This is a genomic window from Lysinibacillus sp. FSL P2-0066 (assembly GCF_037969495.1).
Classification (GTDB): domain Bacteria; phylum Bacillota; class Bacilli; order Bacillales_A; family Planococcaceae; genus Lysinibacillus; species Lysinibacillus boronitolerans.
This window is the reverse complement of record NZ_CP150202.1, coordinates 2075071-2089994: the sequence shown is the minus strand read 5'-3', so window position 1 is coordinate 2089994 and position 14924 is coordinate 2075071. Positions and strand designations below refer to the sequence as shown.

Annotated in this window: 14 protein-coding genes; 5 read left to right on the top strand and 9 right to left on the bottom strand. The window is 38.4% G+C overall.

The annotated features are described in order from the left end of the window. Positions 1-403: 403 nt before the first annotated feature. The 8 genes from MKZ14_RS10355 to MKZ14_RS10320 form a co-directional block, all read right to left on the bottom strand. Positions 404-1648: a methyl-accepting chemotaxis protein gene (locus tag MKZ14_RS10355; RefSeq protein ID WP_339280907.1), complete on the bottom strand. Its 1245-nt coding sequence runs from the start codon at positions 1646-1648 to the stop codon at positions 404-406. A 160-nt stretch (positions 1649-1808) separates the two neighbouring features. Continuing rightward, positions 1809-3227, bottom strand: coding sequence for an aspartate ammonia-lyase (gene aspA / locus MKZ14_RS10350; protein WP_016992590.1), 1419 nt, complete (start codon positions 3225-3227; stop codon positions 1809-1811). Between the two features lie 155 nt (positions 3228-3382). Next, on the bottom strand, positions 3383-4012 hold the full coding sequence (locus MKZ14_RS10345) for an NAD(P)-dependent oxidoreductase (RefSeq protein WP_339280906.1): 630 nt from the start codon (positions 4010-4012) through the stop codon (positions 3383-3385). 70 nt (positions 4013-4082) lie between these two features. Then, a complete protein-coding gene (locus MKZ14_RS10340) occupies positions 4083-4496 on the bottom strand; it encodes an Rrf2 family transcriptional regulator (RefSeq protein ID WP_339280905.1) in 414 nt (137 codons plus the stop codon). A gap of 104 nt (positions 4497-4600) precedes the next feature. Then, positions 4601-4807 (bottom strand): hypothetical protein, encoded by a 207-nt coding sequence (locus MKZ14_RS10335; RefSeq protein ID WP_036080672.1) that lies wholly within the window; start codon positions 4805-4807, stop codon positions 4601-4603. Between the two features lie 45 nt (positions 4808-4852). Then, positions 4853-5038, bottom strand: a complete 186-nt coding sequence (locus MKZ14_RS10330; protein WP_339280904.1) for a hypothetical protein — start codon at positions 5036-5038, stop codon at positions 4853-4855. Between the two features lie 183 nt (positions 5039-5221). After that, the gene (locus MKZ14_RS10325) at positions 5222-6199 is read right to left on the bottom strand and encodes a thymidylate synthase (RefSeq protein ID WP_036080678.1); all 978 of its coding nucleotides are present in this window, start codon (positions 6197-6199) and stop codon (positions 5222-5224) included. 47 nt (positions 6200-6246) lie between these two features. Next, the gene (locus MKZ14_RS10320; protein ID WP_339280903.1) at positions 6247-7155 is read right to left on the bottom strand and encodes a hypothetical protein; all 909 of its coding nucleotides are present in this window, start codon (positions 7153-7155) and stop codon (positions 6247-6249) included. Between the two features lie 190 nt (positions 7156-7345). Here MKZ14_RS10320 and MKZ14_RS10315 point away from each other — a divergent pair, with 190 nt between their 5' ends. The 3 genes from MKZ14_RS10315 to MKZ14_RS10305 all read left to right on the top strand — a co-directional run bounded on the left by MKZ14_RS10315 (position 7346) and on the right by MKZ14_RS10305 (position 10569). Beyond that, positions 7346-9538: an ATP-binding protein gene (locus tag MKZ14_RS10315; protein ID WP_339280902.1), complete on the top strand. Its 2193-nt coding sequence runs from the start codon at positions 7346-7348 to the stop codon at positions 9536-9538. Further along, the gene (locus tag MKZ14_RS10310) at positions 9513-10139 is read left to right on the top strand and encodes a response regulator transcription factor (RefSeq protein ID WP_036080687.1); all 627 of its coding nucleotides are present in this window, start codon (positions 9513-9515) and stop codon (positions 10137-10139) included. The genes MKZ14_RS10315 and MKZ14_RS10310 overlap by 26 nt, the downstream gene beginning before the upstream one ends. A gap of 229 nt (positions 10140-10368) precedes the next feature. Beyond that, positions 10369-10569 (top strand): cold-shock protein, encoded by a 201-nt coding sequence (locus tag MKZ14_RS10305; protein ID WP_004230248.1) that lies wholly within the window; start codon positions 10369-10371, stop codon positions 10567-10569. Between the two features lie 130 nt (positions 10570-10699). On the opposite strand, the gene MKZ14_RS10300 is transcribed toward MKZ14_RS10305, so the two are convergent. Continuing rightward, positions 10700-11998, bottom strand: coding sequence for a hypothetical protein (locus tag MKZ14_RS10300; protein ID WP_339280901.1), 1299 nt, complete (start codon positions 11996-11998; stop codon positions 10700-10702). Positions 11999-12148: 150 nt separating this feature from the next. Here MKZ14_RS10300 and MKZ14_RS10295 point away from each other — a divergent pair, with 150 nt between their 5' ends. Next, on the top strand, positions 12149-13678 hold the full coding sequence (locus MKZ14_RS10295; RefSeq protein WP_016993914.1) for an AbgT family transporter: 1530 nt from the start codon (positions 12149-12151) through the stop codon (positions 13676-13678). Between the two features lie 13 nt (positions 13679-13691). Beyond that, the gene (locus MKZ14_RS10290; RefSeq protein WP_048394504.1) at positions 13692-14882 is read left to right on the top strand and encodes an amidohydrolase; all 1191 of its coding nucleotides are present in this window, start codon (positions 13692-13694) and stop codon (positions 14880-14882) included. The last annotated feature ends 42 nt before the right edge of the window (positions 14883-14924 follow it).

The following is a 14924-nucleotide window of genomic DNA, read 5'->3' as shown; positions in this document are numbered from 1 at the left end:
AGCCTTCACATTATCCTGTAAAAAGCGAGCGAATACCCCTACATGCGACAGTACAAGAACTGTTAAAGGAAGGACCATTTGGTATAGTCGATCCACTATCCCTCCATTCCCCCGTACATCATTCATTCCCGATGAAGGAAATTAGCCAAGCTTTACTGAGAACACCATGATCAACAATATTCCGAGCCATATGGACGCAACCGTTCTTTATCTGTTAATTTACAAGTTTATGAAATAAATAATAAAAAAAGAGGCATATTTTACAGAAAATTGGTCGTCTGTAAAAAAGCCTCTTTTCGAATGTGTGACAGGAAGATAAAAATTATACTAAAAAACTTATAAAATTATTAATATGTGATAGTTATTTCAGGGCTAAAAAATCTTGAAAATATCAATTTCTTACCTAGACATGAAATTGATTTGTTAACTTTTGTAAGTTATCCGCTTGGACACTTAAATCCTGTGTGACATGATTAACTGCTTGCATTGAGGCTGTTTGCTCATCCATTGAATGTAAAACAGCTTCTGTATAATTCGATAGCTTGCCCATGCCAGCTGCGATGGTTGTCACAGTGGATGCCACTTCATTGGCGCTACTTGAAAGCTGCTCTGCTGTCGTCGAAATATCCTCAAGCTGACTCGTCATTTGACTAACATGCTGTGAAATCGTGCCAAAGGATTTTGTCGCCTCGTCAATGACATAAACGCCTTGTTGAACATTTTTCAAATCATCTTCTACTGATGAGGCTACTTGTTTTGTATCACTTTCTATTCCTACAACTAAATCCACAATTTGCGTAGCAGAGTGCTTTGATTGTTCTGCTAATTGACGCACTTCTTCAGCTACAACGGCGAAGCCTTTACCATGCTCCCCAGCGCGTGCTGCTTCTATGGCCGCATTTAATGCTAGTAGATTTGTTTGATCTGTAATGGTAGTAATCATATCTGTCATTGATTTAATATCTGACATTTTAAGGGATAATTGCTGCATCAATCCACTTGTTTTTTCTGTTGAAGAGGAAATAAATTGCATTTGCTCTTTTGCCACATGTAAAATATTTGCACCATTTCCTGCTATCTCGCTAGCATCTTTCGCATGCACAAACACATCTTGTGTGGCTACTGTAATTCGCTCAATGCCATCAACGGTTTCTTGCATAGATTTAGCACTATCATTAGCCGATTGTGCTGCTTGCTTCAAGCCCTCTGACGTCTTCTCCATTTGTTGATCTACTTCTTCCACAGCAAGCGTAATTTCATTCGTACTCGCAGATAATTCCTCGATGCTTGCCGATAAATTCGTAGAACTGTGCGCAATTTTTTGTGTCATTGTTCGTAATTGTTTCTGCATCTCTAAAAAGGATTGTGCTAGTTGAGAAATTTCACCATTATCACGAACCTCAATGACAACGGTATCTAATTGACCTGCCGTAATTCCTTGTGCAGCCTCTGTGATTTGTTTGATAGGCTGTATCACTTTGTAATGGACATACACTGTGTAAGATAGTGTAATAGCAATTCCTACAATCGTTAACACGGTAGAAAACCAATCCAATGTCGTTACATTGGCTAAATCGATAAATAAAATAATAATCATTAAAACATTTAAAACGGAAAAGCCAAGTAAACTCTTTTTTCGTAAACTCATTACAAATTCCCCCAACTAAAATATGTCTTCTATACCATTATTATAGTTGAAATATCCTAAAACGCATAAGGATACGCTCTATTTTTATATGAGGAAAGGTCTACAAAAAAAGACTGGAGACAGCCTCCTAGGGCATGTCTACAGTTCATTAGTGCTCGTTTTATTTTAATTTCATAATACTAGAACCCGCGATACCTGGGTGTGTCATTTCATATGGATCTAAAATTAAGTCAAGTTGTTCTTTTGTTAGGACACCTTCTTCAAGGCAAAGCTCACGAATAGAACGACCTGTTAAAATGGCTTCACGTGCTAGACGAGCAGCTACTTCATAACCAATGTGAGGGTTAACTGCTGTTAGCACCCCTACACTTTTTTCTACATATTCTTTCATGCGCTCTTCATTTGCTTCAATATCTTTTAAGCAGTTTTCAGTAAACGCGCGGAAGACATTATTCATAATACTAATGGATTGGATTAGGTTAAACACTAATACAGGCTCCATTACGTTTAATTCTAATTGACCAGCTTCTGATGCTAGAGAAATCGTATGGTCATTCCCAATTACTTGGAAGGCTACTTGGTTCAGTACCTCTGGCATTACTGGGTTGACTTTACCTGGCATAATTGAAGAACCTGGTTGACGAGCTGGTAACAGGATTTCTCCTAAGCCTGCGCGTGGACCAGAAGCCATTAAGCGCAAGTCATTAGCAATTTTAGACATATTAATCATACAGATTTTTAAAGCGCCTGATACTTCTGTGTAGGCATCTGTATTTTGTGTAGCATCCACTAAATGCGTTGCCCCTTTTAATGGTAAACCAGAAATTTCAGCAAGATGCTCATCAACAGATTTAATGTAGTCTGGGAAGGCATTTAATCCTGTTCCGACAGCCGTTGCACCCATGTTCACATCATATAAATTTGGACGTGTTTGACGAATGCGTACGATATCACGGTTGATCACGCGGCAATAAGCTTCAAACTCTTGTCCTAAGCGGATTGGCACGGCATCCTGTAAATGCGTACGTCCCATTTTAATGACATGAGCAAATTGCTCTGCTTTTTGATGGAAAACCGATTGCATATAATCCATCGTAATTAATAATTCATCTATTAAATTTAACACAGCGATATGAATAGCTGTTGGGAAAGCATCATTTGTTGATTGTGACATATTGACATGACTGTTTGGGCTTACTGTGTGATAGTCACCTTTTTCTTTCCCTAAAATTTCTAGGGCACGGTTAGCGATGACTTCATTGGCATTCATATTGATGGATGTACCTGCTCCACCTTGAATTGGGTCTACGATAAATTCAGCATCCCATTTGCCATCAATCACTTCTTGTGCTGCTTCGACAATTGCCTCACCAATTTCTTTTGATAATAGGTGTACTTCCATATTACTTAATGCAGCTGCCTTCTTCACAATCCCCATTGCTTTAATAAGGGAAGAGTGAATTGTGTAGCCTGTAATTGGGAAGTTTTCCGTAGCACGTAGTGTTTGAATTCCGTAATACGCCTCTGCTGGTAATACGCGCTCACCTAAAAAATCTTTTTCTATTCGTTGTGTTGACATTATTGTCGTCTCCTTTTATGTAATACTCACACTTGATAGTAGCTAATAAAAGTCGTATTGTAAACAGTCATTTTTCTGTAAACGAAAAAAATCCTTCAAAAAAGCAAAAAAATCACAAAAAACCGAGCGCATTTCCTACGCTCGGTTGCATTTTATTATTTATTTGACGTTACTGTGAAACGGCTATTAACGTGCTGTGGGTTTTCTAATTCATCGACGACAGCCACTGCGTAATCGGCATAGCTGACATAGCTTTCCCCCGCGTCATTTACTAATAAGTGGTCGACTCCTGCTGTATAGTGACCTGTACGTGGTCCTTCTGGATCGAAAAATGCAGATGGACTAATAAATGTCCAAGTAATGGATGATTGTTGTAAATCCTGTAGGTTTTGTCCTTGATTTTGCGCTGTTGCTAAATACATGGCTGGGAAATCGGGTGTATCCATCACACGTACTTTTTTCTCTGGGTCCACAAATAGACTGCCCGCTCCCCCTACAACTACTAATTTTGTGGAAATACCTTGGAAAATCGAGATCAAATGACGACCCGCTTTGACGTGTAAATCTTCTTGTCCAGCTGGAGCACCGAATGCATTGACAACGACATCGAAGCCTTTTACATCCTCTTGCGTCACATCAAACACATCTTTTTCAATTACTGGAAGAGCAGCTGTCACTTTTGCAGCTGAACGAACGATGGCTGTGACCTCATGACCACGTTGTACCGCTTCCTCTACTATTTTTTGTCCAGCTTTTCCTGTTGCACCAATTACGGCAATTTTCATGATTTATTCCTCCTAAGGTTTAGTTGTAACCATTTTAGTTACAGGTTAGATACAAGAAGACCATCTCCGTCTAAGCACGAAGCTGATCTAGCACATCCTGTAGCGTCTGTGCCTGTAATTGCTCTTCCATTGCCAGCCAAACAGATGTATAGACTCCCTCCAATGTATGCTGGATTTTTTGACCTACTGCACACGCTGGATTTGGCTCATCATGAATGGCAAATAGCTGCTCTGGCCCATCAATTGCCTGATAAATAGCTAACAGTGTTAAATCCTTTGGCTCTACTAATAGCTCATAGCCAGCCATGCCAGAATGAGAAGAAAGTAACCCTGCTTTTTTTAGCACACCAATCATTCTTCTTACGACTACTGGATTGGTATTCACACTTCCAGCTATAAAATCGGACGTAAGGAGACTTTTATCAGATGTTGTAGCAATGAGCGAAAGAATATGGATCGCCACCGAAAATCGACTGTTCACCATATGTATCACCACCTGTTGTAACTATTATAGTTACAGGTGCAGAAAAAAGTCAAGCACTGTCACCTGTATGTATTGTTCCCGTTATGCTGTTGCTAATGTATCACTTATATTTTTTTTACGTAAATGACTAATTCCTGACGTATTTGACCGTTGTCCTCATAAAAATCTAAATTATGAAATTCATATTTAAAGTGACCTACTGGAAATGTCACACTTTCTCCTTGTGCTGCTGCCAAAATGCCTGCTACATCTTGTGACACCATATGTAGCAGCTCTTCCCCAGAATAAGAATCGATAAAAATAACATTCATAAAAAAACACCTCCACAGCCATTATAGCTTAGAAGGCGCTTACATTTATAGTGTATCTTTATAACCTTTCAAACGAATCTTTTCGATGATTTGCATCATTTCTTGAATTTGCTGCTGCGACAATTCGATCTTGTTACAAGAATATGCATGTTGCTCAGAACCCATGCTTTGTTCTGGCTCACTTTGCTGTCGATCATATTCTTTTACTAGAAGTACCATTGTATTTTTCACAACTATCACCCCTACAATATAATGGACTATTCCTATTATACCAAATAATTCTAATTATACCATAATAACTATAATCAATTTCTTTTCATCCAGTCATCCATCTACTTACCTATTTAGCAAAATAAATAGGTAGACCTAGCTATTCGTTTAAAAAAACAGCAACCAAAATGGCTGCTGTTAGCATTATACGGCAATCGGTGCTTTAATCGCAGGATGTGGATCATATCCTTCAATCGATAAATCCTCAAGCTCTATATCAAAGATGGATGCTTTATTTGGATTGATGTGCAATGTTGGTAGGTTTCTTGGCTCACGTGATAGCTGTTCTTTTACTTGCTCCACATGGTTTGCATAAATATGGGCATCCCCAATGCTATGAATAAATTCGCCAACCTCTAGGCCACACTCATGTGCGATCAAATGTGTTAATAAGGCGTAAGATGCAATATTGAATGGACAGCCTAATAATGTATCAAGGCTACGTTGCATTAACTGGCAGCTTAATTGACCATTTGCTACATAAAATTGGAACATCACATGGCACGGTGGTAATGCAGCTTTACTGCCTTTTGCGCCCGCATTAATAACATCCTCAGGATTCCATGCATTGACAATGATACGGCGTGAATCAGGTTGATGCTTAATCTGATGAATGACATCCTGTAGCTGATCAAGGCTTTCGCCATCAGAGGTTGTCCAATGGCGCCATTGTTTGCCATAGACATTTCCAAGATCTCCATATTGCTGTGCAAAGTCATCATCTGTTAAGACACGTTCACAAAATGAAGCAAGCTCTTTTTGATACAATGCATTAAATGACTCGTCAACTAAACAGCGTCGACCAAAATCTGTCATATCAGGGCCAGTATACTCATCAGATTCTACCCATTTTTTAAATGCCCATTCATCCCAGATGTGGTTATTATGCTGCAATAGGTAACGGATATTGGTATCCCCTTTAATGAACCATAATAATTCACTTGCTACAAGCTTAAAGGGCACACGCTTTGTCGTTAGAAGAGGGAAACCTTTGCTTAAATCAAAACGCATTTGATACCCAAAGACACTGTATGTACCTGTCCCTGTTCGATCCTCTTTCTTTGTGCCATTTTCTAATATATGTTGTAGTAAATTTAAGTACGCGAATTCTGGATGCGTCATTTTTCTTCAACAGCTCCTTCAAGTTTGCTGTTGACCATTATACCATTTCACAACGAATTATTGTTGAGCTCCCTTGAAATTTCACTCTCCGTTGTGACGAAAAAAGTGGGCAGCAAGATGATATTTAATAAAACAGGTCCAACGATCACTAATAAATCAATACCAGGACTAAAATATAATCCAAATGCTGTAATTAGACCCGATAATACAAGGAACACGATTTGTGCGACAATGATTAAAATTGGCACCAATTGATACATGTAATTGAGTTTACGGAACTGATGCAGATTGTCTGGGTTTTTAATGACTTTCCTTTTTAACCGTCTGGATAAAATAAGACAAGCAAGCAGTTGAATAGCCATAAAGCTAAAATAGATAACACTGTATACAAGCAGCTGACTTTTTTGAATGGTGCCATCAAAATGACCCACTCTTTGGTTTAATAACTCTTGGACTGCTCCCTCATAGACATATTCACGTTCACTTAAAAAAGTAAATGGCTCCATAAAGCCAAGCGCTGTCCAATCCTTTGTATTAACAGTCCACTTGGACAATTTACTTGCTAAAATACGCAATTGAATAGGATCTTGCTCGCCAAACATCCCTACTAGATGACGATAGGGAATGGCTACTTTTAGCTGACCATCCTGCTTTTCTTGAAATAAATCCTGAATATAGAAGGTATAGGCAACATCGGATTTATTGGCCTCGTAACGGGTCTCTCCAATTTTCCAATGATTAGCTAAGGAGGCTTGAATGCCATTTTTCATTTCTGTATAGGGCATATCCTTATGTAAATGCTTCGGAATCTTATAAACAAAATGATGATCGCTGCCAATGAGACCGATTTCTACCTCGACTTTATCCTGATTCACCGTTTTGGCCTTCGTGGTCAATGGAATGGTGATCATAGCGATGAGAAAAAAAAGAATAAGTGTTAAAATGCCTTTTTTCACGCAAAAGTCCCCCTATTCGTCACTAATGATTAAATTTACCCTATCATAGCCATGTCCGAAAACACTATTTCGTTATTCCGAAAAAACAATAGTGGTTTTCCGAAACCCGTTATTTCGGTATTCCAAATTTATCAATAATTAGCGATAATATATAGGAGATTATGATCATAAGCAAATTAGAGGTTTAACAATGAAAAAATATACTTATTGTATTTTTCTTACATACTTAATACTCGGTATTTATGTGTTAGGTATTACCATCAAAACACCCTTTGTGAGTCTCACTCTCGATACGACAAACGGTCAGCCTGTTTTTGTGGATAGCTATTACCCTCTATGGGCAGAGCAAAAAAATATTGAAAAAGGGGATATTATTGTGGCTATCGATGGGCAGCCAGCCATGGAGAATCGCTACGTTCAACAGCAAATGATCGTTAGAAGCGCCAATGCATTAACGATCCAAAAGGCTGATAAGAGTATTCAAACCATTGCTGTCAAACATCGAGACATGCCAGAAGAATTATATTTGCAAATTTTGTTCCCTATCTTTTATTTTTTCCTAGCTTTTGGTGTCGCACTTTATGTTTGGCGACGCAATCAAAATAATCTTTCAACGTTTTTATTGATCCTATTTTTATTAACCTGCTCGATGGCCTATATCAGTACTGGCGCATCAGCAAGAGGAAATATGATCGGAATGTTTGTCATTGGCATTTGTATTATTTTATGTCTGGTTCTCTTTATTCACTTTTTACAACACTTTTTCAAGTACCTACAAATTAAGTGGACCTACCCTCACAGCAAATGGCTATACTTATTAATACTGTTCATCCCTGGCTGTTATGTAATGGAGGAAGTTGAGCCATCATTACGTGAGTTCACACCTATATTGAACCTAAGTTTATTTGCTGTCCTGGTAGTCTATGCAATTTATATTTTATTAACGAGTTATTTACGCACAAAATTGGCGAAAATTCGTTTAATTGCGCTTGCCTTTATCGTGCCGTTTTTACCCTTTTTATTATTCTTCGTTACACCTGAAATATTAGGACATAAGCCGATATTACACGCTGAAATCGCCGCATTGTTTTTATTATTTATTCCGTTCTCTTTTCTGTTCATTCAGGTGAACGAACGATTATTCGATATTGAATATCAATTATCACGATTACGCTATTATTCAACATTAGCCTTTTTTAGTGCGCTTCTATTAACAGCAGGAATTGCCCTGTTATTTATGGGGCAGCTATCCATCGTCCATGTCACAAGTATTTTTTTACTTGTCTTTATGGTGATCATTGCGAGCTTCTATATAAAAGAACGCATTGATTTTAAGTATCGGAAAATTATCTTCTCCTCTACTGGAAATTATGTACATAATTTATATGCAGCCGTTCAGCGCATGGGCAAAGCAAAAAACCAACAAGAATTATTGGATCGTTTTAAATATGAAATCACCGAGAAGCTTGGAACAACTGCGTTTCATATCCGTACAATAACAGACGAATCTCCAAAGCATGTAAGCCACTATCCCCAATTATTGCTACATGATGCTGGTGAGGAAAAGATCATGTTAGAAATACGCCATGCGCTGCAAAAGGAAGAACTACTTTGGTTAGAATTGCTTGCTCTGTATGTGTCGATGTTTATCAATAACTTACGGCAAATTGAGGATTTAGTACGTGAAATTCAGCATATAAAAAATACCAGTGATACACCGCTTCCTTGGCTCGATAAATTGCTATGGAACATTATTGAGAAAGAAAAGAGCATTTTAGCACAGGAATTACATGATACCATTTTGCAGGAGCAGCTTCATTTAGCCAGAGAGCTTGATGTTCTTGCAGGCTCTCCTACTATTCAAAAGGAAACCGTGCTAGCTATACGCGAGCAGCTATTAAATGCAACGAAGGACTTACGAGAATATTGTGAGAACTTAAGTCCCCCACTATTGGATACCTTTGGTTTACAAATGGCATTAAAAAAACTCATTCAAAAGGTAAAAATAAGGGCTGATTTTTTATTAAGCGCACAAATTGATCGTGTAGAATTTCAGGATGTCACCCTGCATCTCGTTGTCTATCGTCTCGTTCAGGAGCTGTTAAATAATGCAATCAAGCATGCCGAAGCAACAGAGGTTTCGCTTCAATTACAAGCAATCCCTCAAGGCTTTATCCTTCGATACGATGATAACGGCATAGGCTGCGATATTGACGATTTAATACAGTCCTCTGCATCAATGGGCGTTAATGGCATTCGTGAACGTGTCCGTGCTTTTAATGGTGACATTACCATTCAATCGAGCCTTAACGAGGGCATGCATATTTATATACAAATACAAGAGGACGGGGATTCATATGATGAACATACTTATTATAGATGACCATCCTGTCGTTTTAGATGGTACGAAAACATTGTTGCAGGATTTAGCCAATGTTCACATCGAAACAGAGCAGGATAGCGCGGCCGTTTTATCAAGAATGGATACAGATACCTTTCAGTTATTTCTCATTGATATCAATATGAAGCCAATCAACGGCATTCAACTATCAGAGATGATTAAGAAAAAACAACCAGATGCACTGATCATTCTTTATACAGGCTACGAACTTTCCGATTATTATGAGCTATTGATTGAGAAAAAAATTGACGGCCTATTATCGAAGCTAGCGACAAAGGAGCAAGTGATCCAAACCATTCAAGCAGCCATAAGAGGTGAGATTTTACTTGCAGCCGATTTCTTAGACTTTGTTCAGCAACGCACTAATCTGCCGAATGTGCAACAGGAGGTTCTTCTGAGCGACAAGGAACAGGAAATTCTACAGCTCGTTGCCCAAGGCTGTACAAATAAAGCCATCGCCTCTGCAATAGGTGTCACCCAGCGTACGGTGGAGAACTATTTATCCAAGCTATTCGTCAAGCTGAATGTAGAATCGCGGGCAGAGGCTGTCATCGTTGCTAAGGAAAAAGCATGGATTAATTAATAAGGAAATAGCGTTTCTTTACTATTAGATTACAAATGTAAATTTTTCCTTACTAAAAACGGAATTTACTGGATATACAAACAATTCTGTACTATAATAAGGGTAATAATTACATTACTTCATTGCTATGATTAAAAACACGTATTCAAAAGTAATACGAGCTTTTGAATACGTTTTTTATATGTGATAGAAGCAATTGATTGTTGAATTTTTTTGGGAGGGTGTTTACATGACACAAGGTACAGTAAAATGGTTTAACGCAGAAAAAGGTTTTGGCTTCATCGCAGTTGAAGGTGGCAATGATGTATTCGTACATTTCTCAGCTATCCAATCTGATGGCTTCAAAACTTTAGAAGAGGGCCAAAAAGTTGAATTCGGCGTAGAAGAAGGCAGCCGTGGACCTCAAGCAACGAATGTAGTGAAACTATAATCTTCACTTAACATAGACGTGCATATAAAAAGAGACATTCGTAAATGGATGTCTCTTTTTCCTGTGTCAGGATTTATTCATCCTATCAACTTGCACAGGTAGCCCCACCGTATGAACCATTCCATCCTGACTAATATAAATGAATTTGATAATACTTTTTTGGGCGTCCACGCGTGGTGGACGTGTTGCTTGGTAATTCGTGTGCTAAATTTTTCTCATGGAGCTGCTTTAAAATACGGTTTGCAGAGCGTACCGTAATGCCAAGATGTGTACTGAGCAGTTCTCCACTGACGATCGTTGTCGTTAGTTTTTCCAGCATCGCTTCTATTTTTTGTAATTGTAATAAGGGAATATCATATGTCGTACTTAAATTTTTTAGATGCTGTTGTTTTTCATCGTCAAACTGTAGCATCGTTCCATATAGTAAAGGCCCGATTTCTCTTGAATTTTCAATAATGTATCCCTGTGTTTCCTTTGAAGAGCAGAGGGTTGCGGCTTTTTTAGCAAACTCCTGACTTTCAATTAGAGAGTCACCAATTCCCCACCCTATTCTGACAGGAAACGATAGCTTCTCATTTAAAAAATCAACTAAATGACAATGTGAATAACGATTTGTTGTACTTAAAAATTGCTTATACGTCGTGATAATTGCAATAAAGGATGCCTCACGATGTACGATAAATGAGCTAGCATACAGTTGTTTGAAATCTAATATAGTTTTATATAAGGCAATTTGCCGATATTCTAAGTCTTCTATATTCGATTTATCGATCGGAATTAAAATATGCACTACCACTACTTTATTTTGGTTAAGCTGTCGAATTCGCAGTTGATTGAGAAAATGATCTAATGTTAATTGCATTGCATATTGAGACGGGTAAAAAGCGATAAATGGTATATTTTGATCAGCTAAGCGCTCACGTATTTCTGCAATGCGGGTAAAGCTCAAATCAACCTTGTTTTCCTTATGCAATTGTAGATGCCATTCAGCAGCTTTATCGACAATATCGCTACTTGCGTACTCGCTCATCGTTTGGCTAAAAAGATAAGGTTTTTTTCCTATCGACCATTCATGAATGCCCAAATAGCCGTTTTCCTCATAGCAAAAGTCGATGGCAATGCGATTCATAGCAATCTTTTTCTCATAAAAAAGCTCCGTAACGGTACGGTAAAAATCACGCTCTGAAATATCAAAATAATGCATAGGTACCGTTGCTTCTTGAAAATGCTTTTGCGCATAGAAATAGGGAATTTGCCCGCTAAAAAGCGCCCCATCTCCCCCTTCCAGATACTTTTCCAAAAGCTCATTTAAATGTTCAAAATCAGTATAAGCATAGTAATGAAATTCGCAAAAAGAGGGTTTAATTTTTTCAAGCTGCTGAACCCATGAAAGTGAGCGTTTTGCGGTAAAAACATTAATTTTATACATACAGATAGCTCCTTAATAAAAAATAAATATTGAAAATAGTCAGAAAATATGGTTTCTTTGTATAAAGGACATAGATTTTCAATGTCTTAAAATAGAGACATTGGATTTTTAAAGGTTAAGTCTAATAAAGTATAAAAGGAGATGAAATTTATGCAAGGGAATTCACAAACAATTAAGAAAAAATCTTGGATTGACAACATGTTAGATAAAATCGAGCGTGCAGGTAATAAGCTACCAGACCCTATCACGTTATTTATTATTCTAGCAGGTGTAGTACTAGTTTTATCATGGGTTTTATCCATGCTCGGTATTTCAGCAGTTCAACCTGGGACCGAAGATGTCATTCAGGTAAAAAATCTGCTAAGTCAAGAAGGGCTTATCTTAATTTTAACGCAGATGGTTTCAACATTTACAGGCTTCGCTCCATTAGGGCTAGTAATCGTGACAATGATTGGTATTGGTTTAGCTGAGCAAACAGGTTTAATTTCAGCTGTCATGAAGAAAATTGTGATGTCAGCTCCTACAAAATTAATTGTACCTTTTATCATTTTTACAGGTTTAGTTGGTAACTTAGCTGCTGATGCGGCATTTATCATTTTACCACCAATTGCAGCCATGATTTTTATGAGTATTGGTCGAAATCCATTAGCAGGCTTAATTATTACATATGCAGCTGTAGCTGGAGGCTTCAGTGCGAACATATTAATTAGCTCTCTAGATGTATTATTATTAGGGATTACAGAATCAGCAGCACAAATAGCAGACCCCGCGTACACTGGTCGTGCAACGATGAACTACTATTTCTTAATTGCTTCGACGTTTTTATTAGTCATTATTGGTACATGGGTTGCAAAGAAGTTTACAGAGCCTCGCTTTGGTTCGTTTCATGGTGAAATTGAAAAGCTAGAGCCATTGACAGCTTTAGAGAAGAGAGGATTAAAATGGGCTGGAATCGTAACGCTAGTTTATATTTTAGTCATTGCTTTTACAGTCATACCGTCGAACGGTCTTTTACGTGATCCTGCAACAGGTGGCTTTTTAAACTCACCTTTCATGGCAGGCATTGTACCCATCATGCTATTCTTCTTCCTCTTACCTGGTCTTGCCTATGGTATTGCAGCCAAGGAGGTTAAAAACGATAAGGAAGTTGCAGAGAAAATTTTTAAATCCATTGCAGATATGGCGCCATTTATTGTATTAGCGTTTGCCGCTTCACAAATGATTGCCTTTTTCAACTGGAGCAATATTGGTTCTATTTTAGCCATTAAAGGTGCGGAGCTTTTACAAGCATTGAATTTTACAGGTTTACCAATGATGATAGGATTTGTTTTAATTTGTGCCTTTGTCAACCTATTAATCGCCAGTGCTTCTGCAAAATGGGCTTTACTTGCACCAATTTTCGTACCAATGTTCTTATACTTAGGCTATTCCCCAGCGGTTACGCAGATGGCCTATCGTGTAGGGGATTCGATTACAAATCCAATTACCCCTATGTTACCGTATTTCGCGATTTTACTATCATTTGCAAAGCGCTATGATAAAAATATCGGTATAGGCACGCTTATATCTTCTTTATTGCCGTTCTCGGTGTTTTTTGCAATCGGTTGGATTATCCTCTTCGCCATTTGGTTCCTACTAGGTTTACCGCTTGGCCCTGGAGATTATATTTACTTAAAATAAGGAGTGTTAGAGAATGACAACATTACAACAACAGTTAGCAGATTTATTAAAACATTATGAAGAAGAGACAATACAGCTTCGTCGTCATTTCCATGAAAATCCTGAGCTTTCCTTTGAGGAAGTTGAAACGCCAAAAACCATTGCTGCCTTTCATCGTGCATTAGGTCATGAGGTTCGTGAAGGTGTAGGTGGCAATGGAGTTGTGGCAAAGCTAGTTGGTGGAAAACCAGGGAAAACAGTAGCGTTACGAGCAGACTTTGATGCTTTAGCCATTACGGAAGAAACCGGTTTACCTTTCCAATCGAAAATTAAAGGACGTATGCATGCTTGTGGCCATGATGGACACACAGCTTCCCTCTTAATCTTAGCGAAGGCGTTTAATCAAATGAAGGATGATTTAGAAGGAACAATCGTCTTTATTCATCAACATGCTGAGGAACTTGCGCCAGGTGGAGCTATTTCGATGATTAGAGATGGCTGCTTAGAAGGTGTAGATGTTATTTTTGGGACACATTTATGGGCACCCACTGATCTTGGCAAAGTGCAAACAGCTAAAGGCCCATTAATGGCTGCAGCAGATGGTATTTATATAACGATAAAAGGCAAGGGCGGCCATGGTTCAAACCCAAGTGACACCAAGGACTCCATTGTCCTTGCAGCTCAGTTTATTACAAATTTACAGCAGCTTGTGGCACGTCGCATCAACCCATTACGTCCAGCAGTAGTATCAATTGGCCATATTGAGGCATTAAATCCATTCAACGTCATTGCTGATCAAGTGTACATGAAGGGTACGGTGCGCACTTTCCACGAGGAGGAGCGTAGTTTGTTAGAGCATGAAATCGAAGAGCTTTTAAAGGCAACTTGTTATTTAACAAAAGCTGATTACGAGTATGAGTATGTGCGAGGCTATCCGCCTGTTGTGAACCATGATGCAGAGACTGAGCATATAATGGCGTCCGCAGAGAAAATTGCAGATGTTGAGACTGTTGAAATAGTTGATCCCAATATGGGCGGTGAGGACTTTGCCTATTTCTTAGAGGAAATCCCCGGTGCGTTTTTCTTCACAGGGGCGAAAAACCCTGATTGGGAGGAAGTCTATCCACACCATCATCCGAAATTCGATATCGACGAGCGCTCATTACGAATTGCCGCCAACGTTTTAGGTCAAGCAACGCTAGACTATTTCGCAAAGAATAATTAAAAAAGAGCATTACGAAGTGCTAAATGCATTTCGTAATGCTTT